Raw genomic sequence first — 21632 nt, forward strand, 5'->3', positions numbered from 1 at the left:
CATCGGCCGTATCCGTCGAAACATCGACTGAAGGGGACGAAGGAGACGAAGGGGCAGAGGACGAAGAAGTCGAAGGCGAACCGGACGAGGAAGCGAACATAGGAGACAGGCTACGGCCAGCCACTGACAATCGGCAGAGCGTGTCCCTTTAGCGTGGACCGGTGATCGAAACCATCGTGTTCGACGTCGGCGAGACCCTCGTACGCGACGACCGCTACTGGGCCTCCTGGGCCGACTGGCTGGGTGTCCCCCGGCACACCATCTCCGCGCTCATCGGCGCCGCGACCGTACAGAACAAGGGCGACGCCGACGCCCTCCGCCTCATCAAGCCCGGTATGGACATCGGCGCCGCCAACCGCGCCAGAGAAGCCGCCGGCCGCGGTGAGCATCTCGACGAGTCCGACCTCTACCCGGATGTACGGCCGGCCCTGGCCGGTCTTCAGGCACTCGGCATCCGGGTCGTCCTGGCGGGCAACCAGACCGTCAAGTCCGGCGACCTGCTACGCCGCCTCGACCTGCCCGTCGACCTCGTCGCCACCTCAGCCGAATGGGGAGTCGCCAAACCCGACCCGGAATTCTTCGAGCACGTGATCGAAGTGGGACGGGCCGAGGCCGGCCGGACGGTGTACGTGGGCGACCACCCGGCGTACGACGTGTTCCCCGCCCGGCGCGCGGGCCTGCGCACGGCGCATCTGCGGCGCGGGCCCTGGGGCTATCTGTGGGCGGACGACCCGGAAGTCGTGGAGGCGGCGGACTGGCGGATCGACAGCCTGACACAGCTCACGTCGATCGCGGCGACGATCGCTCCGGACTGAGTTTCGGACCGGGTTTCGGACCGGGTTTCGGACCGGGTTTCGGACCGAGTGAGGCTCCGTGGCCTGGGGGCGCGGTGGCCGGGGCCGGCGGTTCCGTACGTACGGCCGAACGCGGCCCCGTACCGTCACCCGGCGTCGTACCATCACCCGACCCGTACCGTCACCCGGCGTCGTACTCGTGCGCCGGGCCGCCCTGCCACTCCACCCAGGCCGGGTCATCGAGCAGTTCCCAGGCGTCGGGCAGACCGGCCAGCCGCAGGAATTCGATGAGGTGGTCGTCGGAGTGGGCGAGTCCCATGATCCGCCCGCGGACCGTGACCCGCCGCCCGCCTGTCCCCGACGCCCGGTGGACGACGATCGGTGCATCACTCATACGGCCAAGAGTGCGACCTCCGCGCCCGCTCCGCAGCCCCTGGGGATCTCCTTTCGCGTCACATCGCCCTCCGCCGGGCCAAGGGGCTCGGGCCGTCCGGGCCGGGTTGCGCTCAGGCCGCCTTCCCGGTCCGTCTCCGTACCCCGTACACCGCCGCGCCGACCGCCAGCACCGCCGCCCCCGACACGACCGAGGACACGGGCAGCGCGAACGCGAGCAGCAGACAGCCGGCCAGTCCCAGTACGGGGACGGCGCGCGGCGGGCGGCGCTCGGCGGCGCTGAGGGTGAGGGCGGCGGCGTTGGCGATGGCGTAGTAGACCAGGACACCGAACGAGGAAAAGCCGATCGCGCCCCGTACATCCACGGTCGCGGCGGCCACCGCCACGACGGCGCCGACCGCGATCTCGGCCCGGTGCGGCACCTTGAAGCACGGGTGTACGGCGGCCAGGGCGTGGGGCAGGTGCCGGTCGCGGGCCATCGCCAGGGTCGTACGGGACACACCGAGGATGAGCGCGAGCAGCGAGCCGACGGCGGCGACCGCCGCGCCCACCCGTACCACCGGCACAAGACCGGGCACGCCGGCCGCGCGTACCGCCTCGGCGAGCGGCGCCGCGGCACCGGCCAGCCGCTCCGTGTCCAGTACGGACAGCGCGGCGAACGCGACGGCGGCGTAGACGATCAGCGTGATGCCGAGGGCGAGGGGGATCGCGCGGGGGATCGTACGGGCGGGGTCGCGGACCTCCTCGCCGAGCGTGGCGATCCGCGCGTACCCGGCGAAGGCGAAGAACAGCAGCCCGGCCGCCTGGAGCACGCCGCCCGCGCCCACTCCCGTACCGAAGGCGGGTGCCATGCCTTCAGCGGTGTCACCGGTCAGACAGGCGACGACCACCGCGGCGAGCACGGCCAGGACGACGGCGACGATCGCGCGGGTGAGCCAGGCGGACTTCTGTACGCCGAAGCAGTTCACGGCGGTCAGCGCCACCACGGCGGCGACCGCGACGGCGTGCGCCTGCCCGGGCCAGGCGTACGCGCCGACGGTCAGCGCCATCGCGGCGCAGGAGGCGGTCTTGCCGACCACGAAGGCCCATCCGGCCAGATAGCCCCAGAAGTCGCCGAGCCGCTCGCGCCCGTATACGTACGTTCCGCCGGAGGCGGGGTAGCGGGCGGCCAGCCGCGCGGAGGAGGTGGCGTTGCAGTACGCGACGACGGCGGCGACGGCCAGCCCGGCGGTCAGCCAGGAGCCGGCCGCCGCGGCGGCGGGGGCGAGGGCGGCGAAGATCCCGGCGCCGATCATCGCGCCGAGCCCGATGGTCACGGCGTCGAACAGCCCGAGACGGCGGACGAGTTGCGCGGTACCGGCACCGGAGGCCGACGGGCCTGAGGGGCCGGAGGAGCTTGAGGAGCTTGAGAGGCCTGAGGAGTCTGAGGGGCCTGAGGAGTCTGAGGAGCCTGAGCGGTCTGAGGAGCCTGAGGGGCTGTTCACGACGGGGCCGCTCACGACGGGCGCGGGGTGGCGGCGTAGGTGTACGGCGCGCACACCCAGGCACTGTGATGGTCGGCGGCGGCCAGCGCGGCGGCGAGCCGGACGCGTGGCTTCATGGGCAGGTCGGCAGTGGCGTGCAGCGCGCCGAGGGCGAACTCGTCACCGGCGCCGACCGCGGCGTATCCGTCCGCCGCCTCGCCGACCTGGTAGTCGCTGTCTATCGCGAAGAGCCGCCCCCGTACCCCCACCAGAAACGTCCCCGCCTGCTCCTGCTCGGACTCCTTGCGCGCCCAGCCGCCGTCCTTGAGGCAGGTCCGCAGCGCGTTGACGAACGTAGTGACCATAAACCGATCCAGATCCCCCTTGGGCCGCGGCACCTTGAAGGCGTGCTGGAGCAACTGTCCCATCCGGAAACTGGTGGTGAAGCCCATGGCGTACGGCCCGTTGGTGAACACCTTGGGATCACGGCGGACGGTGATCTGGTGTCCGGCGACCCCGGCGGAGTCGCCACCCAGATAGACACGCTTCTTGTGCACCAGTCCGACTATCACCGTCACGTGGGCCTCCGAGATCTCGGCGGATGGGAAGGTGCTGAGCACGCACCACCCGCAGATCGTCCCGCAGCAACCCGGCCCCCCGAAAGAACCCCCGACCAGCCACGCGTCCCTCCGCCCGGCCGCGTAAGGGCCGGGCGGAGGGACGCTGCCGCCGCGGAAGCACGGCCGCTACAGAAGCACGTAGGACCCGGCGAACCTTCCGCCCTCACACCTGACGGACCCGATGGGGTACACCACCGTCCCACCGCCACCGGTGCACTGGAAAGCCAGCACAAAGTCCCCGGGCCCGGCGGGGGCGGGTGCGGGGGCGGCCGAGGCAGTCCCGGCAACCCCGACCAGTACAGACAGCCCCAGCCCGACCGCGGCCAGGGACGCGAGAGTACGACGCATAAGGAGGCTCCTTGTTCGACGTGTCACGGAGATACCGCAACCACGAGACGCATGCCACCGTCCCCCACCAAACACCCCAATTAGTACGATTATTACCACGATCGAGTAGCGCCCCGAGGCACGAGCGGACGGCCCTCTGCCCTCTGCTCTCTGCTCTCTGCTCTCTGCGCATGGCGCCCTCTGGGCAGGGCGTCATCGCGGTGACGTCAGCGCGATGAGGCGCGCATGACGTCAGCGCCAGGCGCTGGCCTCGGTGGCATGCACGCAGTAGGCCTCATAGGTGCTCTTCCCGCCCGCTTTCGGGACCGCGCAGGCCGTCACCTGGAACTCGCCGTCCGGGACGGCGGCCATGTCGGTGAACTTGTCATTGTCGTAATCGATCTCCGCGGCCCGCGCGGTACCGCCGGCGACCTTCACCGTGACCTGGTCCCCGGGGCTGCCCTGCTGAATCCTCGCCCACACCGATTTGCAGTCCTCGCTGTAACGGATCTGGAGAAGGGCCGGATTATCGACTTCGGGCTTGAATGTGCGGGCACCCTCCGCACAACCTTGCCCTTGAGGATTCTTCCCCTCGCACGCCTCGCCGGGACAGCTCGGCTCATCAAAGAGATCATTTATCCAATGCTCCGCGAGCGGAGTCAGAAAAGCAGCCGCAACCGCCCCCGCAGCGGCGGACACCAGGGCCAACGCCGCCGCGTTGCGATTCAGACTGAACCGTCGACGCCCGCCAGGAGCGGGCCCCGCAGGCTCAGGAGCCGCCGCCGAACTCCCCTCGGAGTCACTCGTAGTCATGGATTCACCTTTGTGAATTGGCCGGAGAATTAGATTCTTTGCCCCTGCCCAAGCAGTCAAGGCGCGGCGCAGGAGCAGGGGAAGCATTCAACATCCCTACACGTGCGCCCCCGAGCAAAAAACGAAAGACCTCAGCCAAAGTCACAGCCCCAGCCACCCCCGAACTCGTGACCTATGGCCGATCTCGTCAATGCGTGAGCCGGGCCTCCGGGTCGTCTCCCTCCACGACCTCGACCTCACCGGCGTCGTCGAGCGACAGCGGCCAAGGACCGAAGCAAGGTTTCCGCAAGGTTCCTCCAAGGCCCGCCAATAACAGTTGCACAGAGAACAGCACGAACAGCGCACATGCACACCACTCAGATGCAACCGAAAAAAAGGGGACACCATGCGAATCCGCAGCGCCCTTACGGGGCTCGCACTCGGAGCGGCAATCACAGTGGCCGGTCTGGCCACACCGGCACAGGCCGCGCCGGCCGCGAGCCCGACCACAACCGCTCCCGCCGCCGCGACGGTCTACGGCACCGTGGACCGGGCGCAGGGCGACGTCGGCACCATGGCAACGTGGCGCTTCTGGCGGAGCTACTGGACGATGGCCGAGTGCGAACGAGGTGCGATCGCGGTCATCAACCAGGGCTACGACGCCGCGTACTGCGAGGGCGGCTACGGCACCGACGGCAGGTGGAAGTACCACCTCTACGTCTGGGCCTAGGTGCTGTCCGGCGGATCATGGCCGGAGCCAGAGTCGGACCGCTGCAGCGGTGACGGTGCCGTGGAAAACGTAGGCCCGCTTGTCGTAACGAGTAGCGACTGCACGGGAGTTCTTGAGCCGGTTGATGGTCCTCTCAACTTCGTTGCGGCGCCGGTAGCGGTCACGGTCGAAGCCGGCGGGCCTGCCGCCTTCTTTGCCTCTGCGTCTCCGGTTGGCCTGCTGGTCCCTCGGTTCAGGAATTGTGTGCCGGATGTGGCGTCTTCGCAGGTAACGGCGGTTTCGGCGGGAGCTGTATGCCTTGTCGCCGCTGACGTGGTCGGGCCGTGTCCGGGGCCGTCCGCCCAGTGGCCTGGGGACCCGGATTCGGTCCAGGACCTCGACCATCTGCGGGGCGTCGCCCCACTGGCCAGGCGTGAGCAGGAGGGCCATGGGGCGGCAGCCGCCTTCGCCAGCGAGGTGGATCTTGCAGGTCAGGCCGCCCCGGGACCGGCCGAGTCCCTCGTCGGGGCGGTGGTGCCGAGGCGTCGTCCTTTTTTCGGGACCCGCGGCTTGGCCTTGCGGGCGCCGGCCGCGTGCTGGTGGGCCCGGCAGGACGTCGAGTCGACACCGACCATCGACCAGTCGATCCGGCCCGCGAGGTCGGCGTCGGCCTGGACCGACTGCAGGATCCAGTCCCAGGTGCCGTCCGCCGACCAGCGACGATGCCGTTCGTAGACGGTTTTCCAGGACCCGTAGCGTTCCGGCAGGTCACGCCACGGGACACCGGTGCGGATCCGGAACAGAATCCCGTTGAGCACGGTGCGGTGGTCGTTCCACCGGCCGCCCCGGCCACCTGGCGAAGGCAGATGCGGCTCCAGCAGCGACCACTCGCGATTCGTCAGATCCCCCCGACCCATGACCCAACCAACGAGTGACCGGTCGGAAAGTCACATGATCCGCCGGACACGCCCTAGGCCAAACCAGCACTCAGCCCCGCCGCGAACACCGCGGCGGGGCTTCGCCATCCGCTCACGCACAGACCCCGAAACGACGGAGCGCCCCTGCCCGGCGGGACCGGGTGGGGCGCTTCGTAGCAGATCAGGGGCGTAAGCCCTGCCCGCCGACAGTAGGCCGTGTGGGACTCGAACCCACAACCAACGGATGAAAAGTCCCGGTCGGGCGGTGCCGGCCCGCTCCGCATGATGGTTCGCTGTCCAGAACCACCTGGTCAGAACACTCCACGATGCCGTGGGATCCACCCCAAAACGCCTCGTGCCACCCCATCCGCTCACGCATCGCTCACGCAATCCACCGCCCTGACCAGCCGCGTTTGGCTCTTCGGACACCTCGGCAGCCCTCCCCGACCGGGCTAGGCCGACGACCTGTCGCGCGACCAGGTAGGCACTCGGTTCAGCCACGACTATGGAGGAGCACCGTTCCGCCTGGCCAGCACGCTTTCCTAGCGACGGGGACTTCACCACACAGCTCTGACACCATGGGGTTATGCAGACGAGCTTTGGTCAAGCAACGGCAAAACCCCTCTAACGCCGCAGCTCAGGAAGGGTGGTCCCCGCGCAGGCGGGGGTGTTCCGGCGCGGGCCCGATTCCCGGTGTGATCACTTATGTGGTCCCCGCGCAGGCGGGGGTGTTCCGTTGGCGCAGATGTGCGCGCCGCTGGTGACGGCGTGGTCCCCGCGCAGGCGGGGGTGTTCCGTTGGCGCAGATGTGCGCGCCGCTGGTGACGGCGTGGTCCCCGCGCAGGCGGGGGTGTTCCGGAGAGCAGCTTGTGAAACCCAGCGTCGGACAGGTGGTCCCCGCGCAGGCGGGGGTGTTCCGGCGGTGGCCCAGATCATGCAGAGGGTGTGCGGGTGGTCCCCGCGCAGGCGGGGGTGTTCCGGTGGCCGGGAGCGAGCAGTGGAGCCGGGTCTCGTGGTCCCCGCGCAGGCGGGGGTGTTCCGCGGCACCCCGCTCCTTGCCGGCGGACTCACCGGTGGTCCCCGCGCAGGCGGGGGTGTTCCGAAGCAGGGCTCCAATCGGTGGAGCGACCTGCAGTGGTCCCCGCGCAGGCGGGGGTGTTCCGCACCCACAGGCGGGCCCTGCGGCCGGCCAGCCGTGGTCCCCGCGCAGGCGGGGGTGTTCCGGAGCCGCTTGAAGCCGACCCGGTACAGAGACAGTGGTCCCCGCGCAGGCGGGGGTGTTCCGCTGCAAGTGAGCCACTTACCGCGCGCGGTCATGTGGTCCCCGCGCAGGCGGGGGTGTTCCGCTCCGGGCTGCGGTGGCGCAGGCCGAAGCGTCGTGGTCCCCGCGCAGGCGGGGGTGTTCCGTCCATGAAGTCCTTCGGGCCGACCACGGTCCGGTGGTCCCCGCGCAGGCGGGGGTGTTCCGTGCGCCATGGGCACAGCCATCTCCGAGTACCCGTGGTCCCCGCGCAGGCGGGGGTGTTCCGCTCCCCTTCCCGCCCAACTTGCTGCGCGTGAAGTGGTCCCGCGCAGGCGGGGGTGTTCCGACCGCGCCCAGGTCGCCGGTCAGGTACTTGCCGTGGTCCCCGCGCAGGCGGGGGTGCTCCGCGAACCACCGCAGAGCCACTCCTCCGCCGGTTTACCCTCACCCGCGCGGGAAACACCCGCCCACGCTCTGATGATCATGGCTGGATGTCGGTTCACCCCCGCCCGCGCGGGAAGCACTTGTCGGCCGCAGCCTTCTCACCAGCAAGGTTCGGTTCACCCCCGCCCGCGCGGGAAGCACGGCGCGGATCCGGCCGCGGGCCTGGCTGAGGGCGGTTCACCCCCGCCCGCGCGGGAAGCACGGAGCGCCGCCGGTGGTGGCGCCGGGCCTGATCGGTTCACCCCCGCCCGCGCGGGAAGCACAATCGCCGTTGGTTCGTACGGTCGCCGCCACGCGGTTCACCCCCGCCCGCGCGGGAAGCACGCTTCCCGAGCTGGGGTTCTAGGCGCGGTTTGCCAGTTCTTGGTATTCCTCCGGGCGGAAGGCGACAAGGGTCAAGCCGTCAAAATCAGCCAGGGCTCTGCGACGTTCGCCCGCCGTGTGGAGGGTGTAGCCCTGTTCGTTCGCTTCCGGGTGGATCAGCACGGCGGCACCGGAGCCGATCGAGGCGCTGACCACGCGCCAGAGTTCGTCGCGGACGCGGGCGGAGAGCGTCCCGACGTAGAGGCCGGGGGTGGGCTCGATCATCCAGCGGGTGAGGGCGCCGCGCACGTGGTCGGGAACAGCAGTGGTGGAGAGGACCGTCATGGACGGCATGAATCACCGGTTTCCTTGAGGGCTGGTAAAGGCTCGGGGGCGGCGGCTGGGAGCCCCCCCCCCGGCTCGCAGGCTTGGATCTCACCGCGGCTCGCTCGGCCCCGTCTCGGGCGGCGCTTCATCGAGGCCGAGGACGTACGACGTGTCCGACTGCTGCGCGTAGTTGACGCCTGCGGGTACGGAACCGACCTCGGGATCCCAGAGGTTGACCATCTCCACAGCGTGCCCGTCCGGCAACGGCTGCGCCTCGCCCGGTGCCAGGAGGGCCTGTACGTCCGCAACGATCCTCGGCAGCAGCTTGTACAGACGGAGCCCTTCGCGGAAGCCTCGGCGGGCCATTGCCTCGGGGCGGGGCGAGTCGTGGAGGGAGAACGCCAGCGGGATGGTGAGTTCCGCTTTGTAGAGGTCGGCTATGTCGTACACCATGGCGTGCTGCTTGCCCTGGTGGACGAAGCCCAACGCGGTGGAACAGCCCAGGGCGACGAGGGCCGCGTGCACGATGCCGTAGAGGCAGGTGTTGGCGGAGGACAGGGCCAGGTTGACCGGGTCCTGATCGTCCCAGGCCGCAGGGTCGTAGTTGCGGCGGAACCGGCCGATGCCGTGCTGCTGGGTGAGGAGCCGGTAGAGCGCCTTGACGCGCTGTCCTTCCAGGCCACGCAGCGCGTTGAGCGGCGTCGTCGCCGGGACCGCGTCGTTGAAACGCATGAGGTACATCTGCCTGGCCACCGCCAGCCGACGTTCGGGGTCGCTCCACTGATGGACCTGGTGTTCGAGCCATCGCGTGGTGAGGGCGTCGGACGTGGTCGCGGAGTAACAGCGGACACCCCCGGATCCCGCGCACACCACCGTGGTGCCATGCCTGGCGAAGGTGGCCATGGCGGGCTGGGTGATGGAGGTTCCGGGACCGAGAAGGACGCAGGAGAGGGACGATGTCGGAAGGTAGACGCGTGTCGTCTCGCCGTCTGCGGATGTCGTCTCGGCGCAAACCCCGGTGTCGTCCTGGACGATCCGGACCACGTCGGCGTACAGGAACGAGAGGGAGTCACCCACCCGCGGAAGCATGGCGAGTGTGGGTGCGGCGATACGACGGCGCGCTGTGCCCTTGTTGTGGGGAGAGCTGGAGTCACTCATGGTGTACCGCCCTCACCCGTCCTGGGCGCCGGGCGCGAGACTGAGCAACCCGCATCCGTACGACTTGCTGCGGCCGATGCCGTTGAGCAGCGCGTTCCGCAGTGCCTCCGCGTCGCGCACGACGGCGGTCCCTTCGAACAGCGTGGCCTGGCGGGGCACCAGCACCTGCCCTTCTCGCCAGCGGCGTCCGCCGGCCACTCGGGGCACTTCCGACCGGCGCTCACCGCCTCCTTCCCTGCCCGCCCCGGCCTTGCTCTGCCCGGCACTTCGATCGCGGGCGCCCGCATGCCACGTGCTCAGCGTCTCCGCCGAGTCGGAGAGGACCGTACGAAGGGACAGGCCGGCGGCCGGCGCCCGCTCCGTCCACCAGCGGTCGGCTTCTTCACCGTGCAGCGGGATGGCCTGCTTCCACCTGCCCGCCATGCTGTTGCGACCGCACCGGCGGACCGCGTTGCCAAGGAGCCGGTAGCGCACGAATTCACCCACAGCATCCTCCGAGCGATGCGTCTTCGTCCTGCCCTGGGTCAGGCGGCCAACCGAGTTGCCGCAAATGGGAAGCCTTGGCGCCTCTTCACCTGATTCAGTGCCGCAACGACTCTCTGGGTCCACTCCCCCAAGCTCTCTGACACTCTGTCCCAGTGGACCTAATCCCTGCTCTTGCGGGGGTGACCCTAATCTTTGCAACGGAAGGGGCATCAAGAAACACCAATTCCCGCACGCGCGGGGGTACTTCTTTCATATATGCGGCCGCTGCACCAGTGACGTCTGGTGCAGCGGCCGTACACGTTCCACTCAGGAGGATTCGACTCCCCCGCTTGATCCAAGATGGACTTCCGCGCGGTCGCCTTCCTCTACCATCACATAGATTCTTGGGAAACGCGTGACTTCGAGGCTTAAGGTGAGTTAGGCACGTCGGACAGTGAGTCCACCAGGCGCAGATAAGTAGGAGGCGAACATGTTTGTGATTGTTCTGGAAGATCGATCGCCATGGTGGTCTCAGCCAGCGTGGTGGCAGGTATGTCTCAGTCTCCTCGGTCTGGCAGAAGTGGCAATTATCAGTACCTGGGCACGGGTATAGCCCTTCCTTCCTGCCGCGCAGGAATGATCGCAGCAACTGCCGATCCCATCTTCCTCACCGAGAGTGCACATTTCTGCCGCCTCCAAGGCTGCGGGTCATTCCCAGGTGATGTCGGCGATGGCCGGAACGCCTCAGCAAGCAAATAAACCTGCTGAGGCGCGTCGCATGTCCAGCCTTCGCCGCTTCATGGCCACGGATCACCTTCGCTACGGCCACTCAATCGCCCAAACAGGCAACACCATCCTGACCCTTGCCCATGCCGGGCCAACCCCATGAACACGGGGGCCATTTCCGCCCGCCGTGAGCTAACTGAGCATCGCAGTCGGGGCGAGGCTGAGGAGACCGCAGCCGTAGGACTTGCCACGCCCGATGCCCTCGGTGACTTTCGTGCGGAGCAGGTCGGGATCCGCGACCGTGGCCGTGCCTTCAAAGAGGCAACGGGCATGGTGGACGCGCTGACCGCTGTCGCGTTGGCCGCCGACGGCGCTGAGGGGTGATGCGTGGGCGGTGTGGATATGCAGTCCGGACTGCTGGGCCTGTCGAAGCCACCATTGCCGGGCGGCGTCGCCACCGAGGGGAACGACGGACTTCAGTCCGTACAGTTCGCGGGTGGTCTTGCCCGGCTTGCGGATGGGATTGGCCGCGATGCGGTAGCGCAGGGGAAGCCCAGGGCGGAGGAAGTCCAGCATCGGGGTGAGCGGTTTCGTGCGGGCTTGTCCGTACCCGTTGGGGAGTCGCTCGATGTCGGGTTCATGGCCGCTTTGGATGAGCAAGTGGGATCCTGCGGGACCGTCTTCAACGCGGAAGAGGATGCCAAGGGCATGGCGAGCCTGGCTGCCGACGTTGTCGGGGAAGAGCGACATGATCCGACGGTGCAGACTGACGGCGCTCGCAAGGTCTCTGGCGACCTCGCGGTTACGCGGATCGGGCACAAGGCGCGTCAGCCAGAGGGTGGTCATGTCCTTGTCCTTCGAGATGGGCGGCCCGGGTGAAGCGACCGGGCTCTCTTGCGCTGGGGCGTGTGGGCTACGGCTGAGCACGGGCAAGAAGTTCAGGAGAGACGGGGATGTGGAATGTGCGTACGGTGCGGGTCCGGTGCTGCCGGTTGTTCTGCTGGAAGGTGACCGGGTGGTCGTGGCGCAGTTCGGCCTCGGGGTGGGTGGGCTCGCTGTCAACGACCGCGCGCAGCCAGAGTGATTCGGCTCGCTGGATGGCACGACGACGAACGGCGGTGCCGACCTCGAGCCAAGGGTGGTGATGGAGGGCTTCCTCCAGGGTGTGGTCGGTGATGGGCGGGAACGGTTCGTTTCCCACGGGTACGACCAGCGGACGGGCCGGTGGGAATGCCTTACGGCCGAAGAACAGGGGCCACCGTGGATGTTCCAGAGCGTGATGGATCGCGTGGAGATCCTCGGCAGGACCCTCAAGTGCGGCAAGAAAGAGCGCGTCAGCCAGGTAGTAGCGACGCGTGATCACACCGCGGTGGCCCTTACCTGTCGTATCGGGAACGTTCTGCACGGTGTGGAAGTCCTCTTCGACCGTGCCTTCCCGGTCGACGCGCACACCCAGACGGAGGGCGGCGAGCCTCCCGATCGCCTCGGTGTCGTGACGGGCGACGCCCAGAGCGGCGCCGATGAGTCCGACGAGACCCGATTTGGTGGGTTCGGTCGCGGTGTCGCGGCTGCCGAAGTGGGAACGGGTGCCCCAGGACTGCATGGGGGCGTCAAGATGCAGGAACAGAATAGACATGGGGTCGTAGGCGTTCAGTTGGCGCTGGCGGCGACGAGGCGGCCGACGAAGTCGTCGACGGTCGGTGCGGTCTGGTCCGCCGGAACACCAGGCAGATAGCCGTCGATGGCGGAGAAGACAGTACGGCGTACTGAGCCCAAGCCGTAGAAGGTGCTCAGTTGCTGAAAGTGCTGAATGAGACGCTCGGTGGAAGCCGCCATCAGATCAGCGCTTCCGCTTACAGGCTGAAGATAGGCGTTGGCCAAGTTCCACGCGCCGTTGTCGCGGACGACTCCCAACAGGGTGTGTGGCATTGTCCGCGCCGCGGTGGAATTCTGCTTGCCTCCGGGGACAGCGCAGATGAAGGCGTGCAGCCAGGCGTGGGCGCTACGCGTGACCAGGTCCGCATCAGAGGCGAGGTTCTTGGTAAGTTGGCCGAGGTCGAGGTTGGCATAGCGGTAGTAGCAGGCGGTGTTGAAGTCGACCGTACCGATCATGTCCGCGCCGGGCTCGTCACCGGGACGGAAGTCGTCGACTGCCGTGTAGTAATCGAACTCGGTAGTGACCGCGTGAGTGGACAGTGCATGAGCGACCTGGGATGCCGCGTCGACGGAGAAGTCCTTGTTGTCGGCGATCATGCGTCCGAACAAAGCGACATCTGCGGCACGTGTGGCGTCCAGGATGCGGCGTGCCGCCTCAATCGCAGTCTTGTCAGGTTTGGTCTTCGTGGCCTTGACCGCTCGCGGCTTCTTCTCATCGTCCGCGACAGCTTTCTTCGCGGCGCTTTTCGCGGCGGCGGCCTTCTTGGCAGCGAGCACCTTGGCGAGCTGGTCGTAGTTACTGTCGCAGTAGTCGGCGAGTGTCTTCGCAGCCGGGTGACCGACGAAGAGCAGGTACTCGGTTAGACCGCGAGCGTCGACGCCAAAGCCGAGGCTTTCCAGGCCGGCCTGGACGATTTCCTTGCCTTGCTCCTCGTCTCCGCCTGCGCTCTTCAACAAAGCGCCAGCGGCGTCACGCAGCCGTTTCGTACGCACGCCGGTCTCGGACACATCCAGACCATGCTGGGGCAGCAGGTTCCGGACCGCCCGTTTGAGGGACTGACTGGAGATCCGAGCACGGGTGTGTCCGCCGAACAGGGTGGTCTTGGGCTGGCCAAGATCGTCCCGGTTGAGGTTGGACACCGGGAAGGACTGGAGCAGGTGCAACTCGATGAGCATGGAAGTTCCTTGGGTGAAGCGGTCAGTCGGTCGGGGCATCGGGGACGGGGTCGGGAGCTGTGGGCGGCAAGATCTTGCGGCGACCCCGAGTACCGCGCTGGGCACGGCTGTAGTCACGCGCCCAGTCCAGCCGGATCTGGGCCCGGTGGTCCTCGCCGGCACTGGTGCGGTCGTTACCGAGCAGGACAACCAGTTCGTCCAGGAGCCGGTAGAAATCGACCCCGACAGAGGCATCGCCGACCAGTTGTAGGGCCTGCCTCAGGTAATAGGGCAATGCTGCGGATTCCACGGACACCAGTTGGGTGAAGCGCCGAGCGATCGAGCCCTGACGCTGCTGAGCCAGCAGGCCCATCGCGGTGCCGATCGACGCACGGCGCCACGGCTCAGCGGGCTGCGGTTGGGGGTTCTGGGCGAATAGCGCAGCAATGGTCAACCACATACGCTCTTCCTCGCGCGGTGGGTCGAACGCGAAGAGGATTTGGTAGCCCTGGGCCTCGTAGCGCGGTCCACTGCCGGCGCGGCGCAGTACGGCCAGCTGTCGGCGGGCGTCGGAGGCGACCGGACGGCGTGGCGAGGAGAAGTCACGCTGCAGCCGGTAAAGGTGGGTGACGAAAGCTCCGCGCCGCTGCCGTAGAGCAGGCGCGGAGTTGTTGTCGACAGAGGTCGTCACGAGACCCTCTCTTCTTGCGGCGTGCTGTAGCGGGCCAGGCCGTTGCGAAAGATCCGCCTCAGGTCTTGGCGTCGGTCGTCGTAGGCGTCCCAGCAGTCTGCGGCCGCGAGAACGAGTCGGTCGCGGCGCGGTGTGCCATGCAGCCAGCGCCCAGCGGCCTGATCGGCCAGTTCCACCGTGCGATTCCCCCAGCGCTCCATGGGGACGGTTTCGCTGGCTCCGGTGAGGACCGCCGTGCCCAACTCCCGTAGGAGGTCGGCGAACGGAACGGTCAGCCTCGGCCAGTAGCCGGTCACTACCTCGACCGGCGTGCCCTGCCGACGGCCCTTCGCCGGACGGTCCCCGTGGAAGGTGGTGTGGTAATCGCGTTGCATCATGGCCAGGGCTTCGCCGAGGTCATCGGCCAGGGATACGGCGTATCCGATCAGGTAGCCAATCCGGGCGTTCTCCGCGCGCAGCAGAGCGACCGGGGCGGGCATCGATTCCTCCTGCCAGAAGTAAGTGTCGCCGCCCTTATCGCCGAGCCGTTGGCCGAAGACCCGCAGGGTGTAGACCGTCTCCTCTGGGATGAGGCCGTCCACGACCAGATCGGCGATGTGGTCCAGCGCGGCCGGGCGCTGCCGCTTGGGTTCCTCGGCGGGCAGCAGGCCGCGGTCGCGCAGTTTGGCCTGGAAGGTGTTCCACCACCGGCGATCGCTGGAGAGCAGCAGATCCTGGCTGTGTCGCCAGATTCCTCGCAGTTCGTCCAACGCGACGGGCTGCATCCGGCCCTGCTGGTTGCCCTTGAGCCAGGGGCGGCGGAAACCCGCCATGAGTTCGACGCGGTCCAGGTCGGCAGTAAGGCGCGTGCCGGGGGTGAGGACAACGCCGTCGACCAGGGTGGCGTCGTTCTCCTGCCGGGTGTGCAGCAGGATGCGCCGCGAGGGCCAGGTCAGCAGGTCCGTCCAGCCATACGGAGGGCGTTCGTCGGGTTCTGGCTCAGGAGGCGATGCTTCCCAGGCAGGCCGGTCCTGGGCGGTGGTGCCCAGCGGCAATTCGGCGTCGGGGTTGTAGAGCGCTGCGTTCAGCAACAGCGTCTCGTGGAACGTCTTCCCTTCGATCAGCGCGGTGCCGAACCTGTTGGCCAGTCCCCCCTCGGAGGTACGGACCGTGGTGAAGCTCTGCTTGGTGCCGGACGTGTCGTAAGCAAGGGTGGTCACCATCCAGCGAGCGGCCTCTGCGAGGGACAGCGTCAGGCGGTCGTCGGCAGTCGTGTGATCGAACAGCGTACGGTTGCTGCCGGTGGCGCGGAACGCGACAATCTTCCCCACTGTGCCCGGGGCTGTGATCTTCAGATGCGGGCACTGCAGGAACGGCACCTCGGGATGCAGCAAGTCAAACGCACCGGGATGTCTGGCGATGTACTCGTCCAGCGGTCCGGCGGGAAGTCCTTCGTGCTCGTCCCACAGCAGAGCCCATTCGTCCGGACTCGCCGGCCCATACACTCTGTGAATCAGCGCCAGCACCAGACGGTACAGGGCCGCAGTCACCGTCGGTGTCTCCCCTGCCAACCGACGAAATGCACCCGCCTCGAGCAACACCAGGCGAAGCCCGACCTCGACGGGTTCACCTCCGTTGTCCACCATAGGCAGCCACGGCTCACTGAGCAGATCGAAGCTCACAATTCCCCTCAACGCCAACTTGCGCAACGGCAGATGAGTCTTGCAGACGCCTCTGACAATCGGAGGGCGAACGCTACAGATGGTAACTATCCGGTCTCATCGGTGGTATCGACATCCACCCACAGCCCCAGGCCGGCCAGGTAGCCGATGCCTGCTCCGGCGACCTCGCTCCGCCCGTCGATGAGTACCAGCGCGCGGGCGCGACGCAGCCACGGAGAACCCCTGAACAGCGCAGGCACCGGCCACCCCCGCAACTCCTCGATCACCGCTTGCGGCACGTCCCCGCCAGCCTGAAGCAGCAGCAGCGACCCGCGCAGCACCTCCACAAGATCCCGTGAGGGTGGCCCTTCCCACTCCAAGTCCAACGGATCGCCTCCGGCATGTGGCGTCACCAGATGTGTGCCGAGTACCTGGTGCGTCACCACCACCTCAATGCTGGCTGTCGCCGCGTCCCACGACAGAACCTCGCTGCTCTCCACCGGATTCTCCTCATGCCTCACGGGGTTCAGCCCTCACGCCTCACGAGGCTCGCCGCGTTGGATACGTGTACGGCGAGCGCTTCCGGGCCGTCGCGTCAGCTCCTGCACCTGCAAGTCCTCGCGCGGCTGAGGCAGACGCAGCCACACCGCTTCCGCCTCGTCCCGACGACGGCGCCCCTCATGCCGCGCGGCTGCTCGGTCCCACTGACCGCGCCACCCCGGAGGACCTGTGACCGCCGTTTGTTCGCCGTAAACGGCGTCCACCAGTACCTGCACCTCTTCGGGACAGCGCACTTCCACTCGGCCACGCAGCAGTGCCCAGGTCCGCAGGAGCACCGCCTCGTCGTACACCAGGGTCGTGTACTGCGGGAATTCGACCTTGCTGTCCAGTTCCCGTACGCCGGTCAACGCCAGCAGCAGGGGGCCGCGCCGACTGTGCCGCTGAATACGTCCCATGCGTTGGATCAGGCTGTCTACGGGCGCGAGTGCGCTGATCATCACGTCGAAGTCCACATCGATGCCCTGCTCCAGCAGCTGTGTACCGACCACGATCGCGCTCGTCGGCCGCTCTCCGCTCCTCGCCTCCGGCGGACCGAACCGGGTTCGCACAGCGGTCTCCGCCGACGCACGTTCGGCAGCGGTCAGTTGGGCGTGCAGCAGCACCAGCTCCGGCCGGTTCTCCTCGGGCAGTTCGGAGATCGCCTTGGCCAACTCCTTGTAGACGGCAACCGCGCAGCGGACAAGATTGTGCACGATCGCGACGCACTGCCCTCGCTGCGCCCGTTTCAGCGCCCAGGTGGCGTGGTCGGCCAGTGACACTCGCTCAAGACGGATCGGACGGTCCCGATTCAGCTTCGACGCCTTCACGGCGATCTGCCGAGGCGGGACGCCGCCGACGTCCGCCCACACCACACGCGGATAAGCCACCGCTGCGTCCCCGGACGGCTCATCAGCGCGGCCCGCAACACCCAAAGCGCCCGCCCGCCAACTAGCCACCAGTTGCTCCTGCCGACGCGACGGCAGCGTCGCGGAGAGCAATACCACCGGGACCCGCAGACGCCCCAGCCACCAGACCACCCGGTCCAGCAGCCTCGACATATGCACGTCGTACCCGTGAACCTCGTCGAAGACAACGGCCTTCCCCGACAGGCCCAGCAGACGTACAAACACATGAGTGGAACGCAATCCTGCCATCAGCACCTGATCCACCGTGCCCACACCCAGCGGTGCCAGCAAGCCGCGCTTGCCTGCGAACCACTCACTGCCCTCGCCGTCCCCGTCTCCAGGCCCGTCGACGCCGACGTCACGTGGCAGCAGCGGTTCCTGAGCAGTGCGACCTTTCAGGTACTCCTTGGCCGCCGCATGCAGGAGACGGAGGGCAGCCCCGTCGCCAGCCTCGGAGAGAAACTGCTCGGTCACGTCATAAACCTGATTGCTCGTCACCCGGGACGGCATCGCTACGTAGAAGCCCCGCAGCCCCAGCGTCCCCACCATGGCGGTGCTTGCCTGCAACGCCGCCTTGGTCTTGCCTTCGCCAGTCGGGGCCGAGACCACGACGATCCCCGGACCCCGCATCCCGGCAACCGCCCGCTCCACCGCTGTCTGCACCGGAAAAGGGAGTTGCACCTGGGGAAACAAAGCCGCGAATCCGGACTCGCGTGGAGGCGTCCAGGGCAACCACTGAAGCGCGGCCAGCTTCACCGACTCCGTACGCCGTGCCTCAGCGAGATAGCCGGACAGATCAACTTCAGGACCGCTGTAGTCCGCCTGCGCGCGAGACGAGGCGATCCAGTCACTCGTCGACGTCAGCCCCGCCAAGGCCACCACTGCCTCGGGACTCAACCGCACCTGTTCCCAGGGCAGATGCTCCGGAGCGGCCAGCCCCCACAGCTTTGCGACAGTCGCCACCAACGCGTCGCATGCCCCAGCCCACCACGGACAACCGTGTTCACCCGTCGCATACCGGGCCTGTTGCACCGTAGCGCTCTCAGGGATCACTCCATGATGCCCGCCAAGCGCCCAGGCAAGGGACTTGGAAACCTTCGGCGATGCCCCCCATCGAGTCAGGATCCGATGCAGATGAAGGGCCGTCAGCACACCATGGTGAGTATCCAGCCGCTTCCCGATCCCCTGCCGTCCCATGAGTCGGCGTACATCGGCAGCCGGCGCGGCTGGTAGCAGACTCTCCACCAAATCCGCCCGTAGGCCCTGGAAGGTCGGCGAGCATTTACCGAGATCGTGCAGCCCGCACAGCACCGCCGCCCAGCCGCGCGCATCCCCCAGCGGCTCCAACGCTGCCGTCAGCTCCCGCTGGCAATGTGGCCCCGGCACCACATCGAAGAGCGCATCCGCCACAACCGCAGTATCAAGCACATGACACACCAACGGATGCGGGCGCCCGCCACTCCCCGCTTTGCCCCACACCACCCGTACATCCATGCTGCCACCCCGCCTCAGCCTCGTCCGCAGCCCCCGGCCGAGCCACTGGGTCGACGATATGCCGCCGCAACGGATCCCCAACGTGCTCTTGCCTCTACTCCGCCCTGGCACCGGCCCCCAGCTCCGGCAAGCCGATCAGCGGGTCGCGCAGATCCTGCGGTTCGATCCCTTCGGGGTACCACCCGTGGTGCCCGCCGAGAATCTGAGCCACTTGAGCAAGCAGCAGCTTCGCGATCCGCCCACCGGACGCGGGATAGCCGAACTGGGCGAGTAACTGTGGAAGCGCTCGATGAGTGGCGTACTCATGACGGACCTTCTTGACCCTGCTGTCATTCACCCGGTCATGCGCGTAAGCAGCCTCACGGAGAAATCCGCAGTGAGCCGGCCTCTCCCGGACGGCCAAGTCCTGGAACTGCGGCATGATTTTCCCGAGGTCATGAAGCCCGGCCCAGAACATGACAACCCGCCGGGCTTGCTGTAACTCGACGCCTAACGCTTCCGCGACACTGAGGCGCTGAGCGGCAGTCAGGACCCCATCCCAAACGGCCCCGCAGACCATCGCCGAATCCACGAAGTGCCCGATGACGGGGTACGGCTTCGCAAGCCCGTCGGACTTCCCCCAAAGACGCGCGTCGATCATGTCCCGCCCCTCCGAGTGCGTTCTCCCAGTGAGGGGTACTTCACCACATGCCTCTGACACCATGGAGGCGTGAGAACGAGCGATGGTCAAGGAACTGCAAAGCCCCTCTAACGTCGCAGGTCAGGAAGCGTGGTCCCCGCGCAGGCGGGGGTGTTCCGACCTGCTCGAACGCCTCCAGGCGGGCCAGGGCGTGGTCCCCGCGCAGGCGGGGGTGTTCCGACCTCGGGGCCCGCGCCGTCACCGCGCTTGAGGTGGTCCCCGCGCAGGCGGGGGTGTTCCGGCAGCGGTCATCCGCAGCCCGGCGGCCGTCAGGTGGTCCCCGCGCAGGCGGGGGTGTTCCGCTGACCGCCCCGACTGACTGAGCAGTGAAATCGTGGTCGCCGCGCAGGCGGGGGTGTTCCGCTGGAGCTGGACGACGATCGGCTGGCCGCCGCGTGGTCCCCGCGCAGGCGGGGGTGTTCCGTACCAGAGGGACATGGAGTCCGGCCGCTGGGCGTGGTCCCCGCGCAGGCGGGGGTGTTCCGAAGGCCGCCGAGGATGCCCGGGTCGAGGAGAAGTGGTCCCCGCGCAGGCGGGGGTGTTCCGTTTCCGTATGCACAGTGTGCCGTGTCGGACCGTGGTCCCCGCGCAGGCGGGGGTGTTCCGCAAGGCAACTCCCCGGATGCAGTCCAGGCGGGTGGTCCCCGCGCAGGCGGGGGTGTTCCGTCCCTGGTCAGGGCCCCGGCTCCACCCCTGCCGTGGTCCCCGCGCAGGCGGGGGTGTTCCGGCCGAGAACAAGGTCCGTGACCTGACGGCCGAGTGGTCCCCGCGCAGGCGGGGGTGTTCCGGCACGGCCGACGGCGGTTGGGTCGGTCATCCGGTGGTCCCCGCGCAGGCGGGGGTGTTCCGCCGGCCGCCGAGCGCGGCCTGCGCCCGCTCAAGTGGTCCCCGCGCAGGCGGGGGTGTTCCGCTGGGCACGGTTCTGAGGCTGGAGCCGACGAAGTGGTCCCCGCGCAGGCGGGGGTGTTCCGCTTGTCGGCGGACGGCGGGGCGTCGCGCATCGGTGGTCCCCGCGCAGGCGGGGGTGTTCCGTGGGTCACCGGGATGATCGCCCGGCTCCAGCAGTGGTCCCCGCGCAGGCGGGGGTGTTCCGTTGTCCAGATCATCGAGGTGGGATCCGGGGCTGTGGTCCCCGCGCAGGCGGGGGTGTTCCGGCGCAGGGCCGTACGCGGAGCGGGATCGCATTGTGGTCCCCGCGCAGGCGGGGGTGTTCCGACCGCCGTATCCGCCGCGTCCGGGTCCTGAGCGTGGTGCCCGCGCAGGCGGGGGTGTTCCGGGGCTGAACAGCGTCAACAGCAGCCCGTCTGCGTGTTCCCCTGTTCAGGCAAGGGCGTTCCGCTGAGGACGCCGACGCCTGTGCGGACGTCCTCACACCCATGCCGCCATCACAGAAAAGATGCCCGTCGTCAACGTCCTACGCGCGGCGCAAAAGCGCCCCCGGGCGGGAAGGGCTCGGTCTGTCCCTACGGCCTGTCCGGAGCATGCGGCAAGTCGACTCGGCGTGGCCGATCAGTCATCCGTATCCACGGTCGTATTGCATTTCTCTATCAGCCCAGCTTCGGGCTTGAAGAGTGGGACTTGCGGGCGGGCCGTCACCCTCGCTGGGCGCGGCCCACCCGCTGCACATCAGTTACTCCGTGAAGAGCAGTGTCGGCTCGGCGAGGATGTCCCGGTTCAGTTCGCTCTTGTAGATGAGGTCGATGCTGCCGTAGCGGGCCTGTTCGTAGTCGAAGCCGAGTGCGGCCACTGCCTTGCGGACCGCTTCTTCCGAGGGGCCTTCGATTTCGATGAAGGTGGGGAGGTCGGGCCAGGTGTCGAGGTCGTAGGTGATGTCGCCGAGCTGCCATTCCTCGCGGTAGTTCTGCTGGTACCGGACCTGGCGGAGTCCGAGTGCTGTGAGGAGTTCGGCTGTCTTGTCGAGGTCGTTGACTTCGATCTCGATTTCGGTGGTGCCGTTGATGGTGGTGGCGTCGCTGACCTGCTTCAGGGTGAGGGTCTTCTTGCCTCCTTCGTCCCTCAGCCGCAGCCACTGTTCGCCCTGGACCGCGTCGTTCTCGAAGATGAGGCGGGTGAACAGGGTCTTGTCGAAGGCTTGTTGTGCGCCTGCGGCGCGGAGTTGGTCGCGTACCGCGTCGACGTCGATGCTGAGGAATTTCGCCTCGTACTCGTGCTGGGCCATCGCTGTGCTGCT

At 67.9% G+C, this 21632-nt stretch carries 19 protein-coding genes and 3 CRISPR repeat arrays; of the genes, 2 read left to right on the plus strand and 17 right to left on the minus strand.

What is annotated here, in order from left to right; translation table 11 throughout:
• The first annotated feature begins 164 nt into the window (after positions 1-164).
• On the plus strand, positions 165-815 hold the full coding sequence (locus tag ACFU9P_RS32630) for an HAD family hydrolase (RefSeq protein WP_376383809.1): 651 nt from the start codon (positions 165-167) through the stop codon (positions 813-815).
• 160 nt (positions 816-975) lie between these two features.
• On the opposite strand, the gene ACFU9P_RS32635 is transcribed toward ACFU9P_RS32630, so the two are convergent.
• The 4 genes from ACFU9P_RS32635 to ACFU9P_RS32650 form a co-directional block, all read right to left on the minus strand.
• Positions 976-1188: a hypothetical protein gene (locus ACFU9P_RS32635; RefSeq protein ID WP_376383738.1), complete on the minus strand. Its 213-nt coding sequence runs from the start codon at positions 1186-1188 to the stop codon at positions 976-978.
• Between the two features lie 112 nt (positions 1189-1300).
• On the minus strand, positions 1301-2515 hold the full coding sequence (locus ACFU9P_RS32640; protein WP_384088015.1) for an APC family permease: 1215 nt from the start codon (positions 2513-2515) through the stop codon (positions 1301-1303).
• 167 nt (positions 2516-2682) lie between these two features.
• Positions 2683-3228 carry a hypothetical protein gene (locus tag ACFU9P_RS32645; RefSeq protein ID WP_384087896.1) on the minus strand — a complete coding sequence of 182 codons (546 nt, stop codon included), beginning with the start codon at positions 3226-3228 and terminating at the stop codon, positions 2683-2685.
• 621 nt (positions 3229-3849) lie between these two features.
• Positions 3850-4410 carry a DUF2690 domain-containing protein gene (locus ACFU9P_RS32650; RefSeq protein ID WP_384087899.1) on the minus strand — a complete coding sequence of 187 codons (561 nt, stop codon included), beginning with the start codon at positions 4408-4410 and terminating at the stop codon, positions 3850-3852.
• 385 nt (positions 4411-4795) lie between these two features.
• Between ACFU9P_RS32650 and ACFU9P_RS32655 the strand changes: the two genes are divergently transcribed.
• Positions 4796-5119, plus strand: a complete 324-nt coding sequence (locus tag ACFU9P_RS32655; protein ID WP_384087902.1) for a hypothetical protein — start codon at positions 4796-4798, stop codon at positions 5117-5119.
• A gap of 15 nt (positions 5120-5134) precedes the next feature.
• Here the strand turns inward: ACFU9P_RS32655 and ACFU9P_RS32660 are convergent.
• From ACFU9P_RS32660 to ACFU9P_RS32720, 13 genes are all read right to left on the minus strand, one after another.
• Positions 5135-6015 (minus strand): IS5 family transposase gene (locus tag ACFU9P_RS32660; RefSeq protein ID WP_384087905.1). Its coding sequence is split into 2 segments (ribosomal slippage): positions 5135-5655 and positions 5655-6015, totalling 882 coding nucleotides; the frame shifts between segments, so codons are not numbered across the junction.
• Positions 6016-6661: 646 nt separating this feature from the next.
• A CRISPR array of direct repeats spans positions 6662-7665; the repeat unit is 29 nt; unit sequence GTGGTCCCCGCGCAGGCGGGGGTGTTCCG.
• A 27-nt stretch (positions 7666-7692) separates the two neighbouring features.
• Positions 7693-8026: a CRISPR direct-repeat array (repeat unit 29 nt; unit sequence CGGTTCACCCCCGCCCGCGCGGGAAGCAC).
• Between the two features lie 18 nt (positions 8027-8044).
• Complete coding sequence (gene cas2e, locus ACFU9P_RS32665) at positions 8045-8359, minus strand: type I-E CRISPR-associated endoribonuclease Cas2e (RefSeq protein WP_384087908.1); 315 nt, start codon at positions 8357-8359, stop codon at positions 8045-8047.
• Between the two features lie 81 nt (positions 8360-8440).
• A complete protein-coding gene (gene cas1e / locus ACFU9P_RS32670) occupies positions 8441-9490 on the minus strand; it encodes a type I-E CRISPR-associated endonuclease Cas1e (protein ID WP_384087911.1) in 1050 nt (349 codons plus the stop codon).
• Positions 9491-9502: 12 nt separating this feature from the next.
• Complete coding sequence (locus ACFU9P_RS32675; RefSeq protein WP_384087914.1) at positions 9503-9976, minus strand: type I-E CRISPR-associated protein Cas6/Cse3/CasE; 474 nt, start codon at positions 9974-9976, stop codon at positions 9503-9505.
• Between the two features lie 897 nt (positions 9977-10873).
• Positions 10874-11527, minus strand: a complete 654-nt coding sequence (gene cas6e, locus ACFU9P_RS32680) for a type I-E CRISPR-associated protein Cas6/Cse3/CasE (RefSeq protein WP_384087917.1) — start codon at positions 11525-11527, stop codon at positions 10874-10876.
• Positions 11528-11594: 67 nt separating this feature from the next.
• A complete protein-coding gene (gene cas5e / locus ACFU9P_RS32685) occupies positions 11595-12317 on the minus strand; it encodes a type I-E CRISPR-associated protein Cas5/CasD (RefSeq protein ID WP_384087920.1) in 723 nt (240 codons plus the stop codon).
• Positions 12318-12331: 14 nt separating this feature from the next.
• Positions 12332-13513: a type I-E CRISPR-associated protein Cas7/Cse4/CasC gene (gene cas7e / locus ACFU9P_RS32690; protein WP_384087923.1), complete on the minus strand. Its 1182-nt coding sequence runs from the start codon at positions 13511-13513 to the stop codon at positions 12332-12334.
• Positions 13514-13535: 22 nt separating this feature from the next.
• The gene (casB, locus tag ACFU9P_RS32695) at positions 13536-14183 is read right to left on the minus strand and encodes a type I-E CRISPR-associated protein Cse2/CasB (protein WP_384087926.1); all 648 of its coding nucleotides are present in this window, start codon (positions 14181-14183) and stop codon (positions 13536-13538) included.
• Complete coding sequence (gene casA / locus ACFU9P_RS32700) at positions 14180-15844, minus strand: type I-E CRISPR-associated protein Cse1/CasA (RefSeq protein WP_384087929.1); 1665 nt, start codon at positions 15842-15844, stop codon at positions 14180-14182. The genes casB and casA overlap by 4 nt, the downstream gene beginning before the upstream one ends.
• Before the next feature lie 86 nt (positions 15845-15930).
• Positions 15931-16323 carry a hypothetical protein gene (locus ACFU9P_RS32705; protein WP_384087932.1) on the minus strand — a complete coding sequence of 131 codons (393 nt, stop codon included), beginning with the start codon at positions 16321-16323 and terminating at the stop codon, positions 15931-15933.
• 33 nt (positions 16324-16356) lie between these two features.
• Positions 16357-18678, minus strand: a complete 2322-nt coding sequence (gene cas3, locus ACFU9P_RS32710) for a CRISPR-associated helicase Cas3' (protein ID WP_384087935.1) — start codon at positions 18676-18678, stop codon at positions 16357-16359.
• A 178-nt stretch (positions 18679-18856) separates the two neighbouring features.
• On the minus strand, positions 18857-19402 hold the full coding sequence (locus ACFU9P_RS32715; RefSeq protein ID WP_384087938.1) for a CRISPR-associated endonuclease Cas3'': 546 nt from the start codon (positions 19400-19402) through the stop codon (positions 18857-18859).
• Between the two features lie 129 nt (positions 19403-19531).
• A CRISPR array of direct repeats spans positions 19532-20717; the repeat unit is 29 nt; unit sequence GTGGTCCCCGCGCAGGCGGGGGTGTTCCG.
• A 354-nt stretch (positions 20718-21071) separates the two neighbouring features.
• Positions 21072-21620 carry a class IV adenylate cyclase gene (locus tag ACFU9P_RS32720; RefSeq protein ID WP_384087941.1) on the minus strand — a complete coding sequence of 183 codons (549 nt, stop codon included), beginning with the start codon at positions 21618-21620 and terminating at the stop codon, positions 21072-21074.
• Between the last annotated feature and the right edge of the window lie 12 nt (positions 21621-21632).

The organism is Streptomyces sp. NPDC057617, from assembly GCF_042800555.1.
In the GTDB taxonomy this organism is placed as follows: domain Bacteria; phylum Actinomycetota; class Actinomycetes; order Streptomycetales; family Streptomycetaceae; genus Streptomyces.

Bases quoted from the DNA above. Each gene is read 5' to 3' on its own strand.
- ACFU9P_RS32635 (WP_376383738.1), bottom strand. From the start codon at position 1,188: ATGAGTGATGCACCGATCGTCGTCCACCGGGCGTCGGGGACAGGCGGG.
- ACFU9P_RS32650 (WP_384087899.1), bottom strand. From the start codon at position 4,410: ATGACTACGAGTGACTCCGAGGGGAGTTCGGCGGCGGCTCCTGAGCCT.
- ACFU9P_RS32655 (WP_384087902.1), top strand. From the start codon at position 4,796: ATGCGAATCCGCAGCGCCCTTACGGGGCTCGCACTCGGAGCGGCAATC.
- cas2e (WP_384087908.1), bottom strand. From the start codon at position 8,359: ATGCCGTCCATGACGGTCCTCTCCACCACTGCTGTTCCCGACCACGTG.
- cas1e (WP_384087911.1), bottom strand. From the start codon at position 9,490: ATGAGTGACTCCAGCTCTCCCCACAACAAGGGCACAGCGCGCCGTCGT.
- cas6e (WP_384087917.1), bottom strand. From the start codon at position 11,527: ATGACCACCCTCTGGCTGACGCGCCTTGTGCCCGATCCGCGTAACCGC.
- cas5e (WP_384087920.1), bottom strand. From the start codon at position 12,317: ATGTCTATTCTGTTCCTGCATCTTGACGCCCCCATGCAGTCCTGGGGC.
- cas7e (WP_384087923.1), bottom strand. From the start codon at position 13,513: ATGCTCATCGAGTTGCACCTGCTCCAGTCCTTCCCGGTGTCCAACCTC.
- ACFU9P_RS32715 (WP_384087938.1), bottom strand. From the start codon at position 19,402: ATGATCGACGCGCGTCTTTGGGGGAAGTCCGACGGGCTTGCGAAGCCG.
- ACFU9P_RS32720 (WP_384087941.1), bottom strand. From the start codon at position 21,620: ATGGCCCAGCACGAGTACGAGGCGAAATTCCTCAGCATCGACGTCGAC.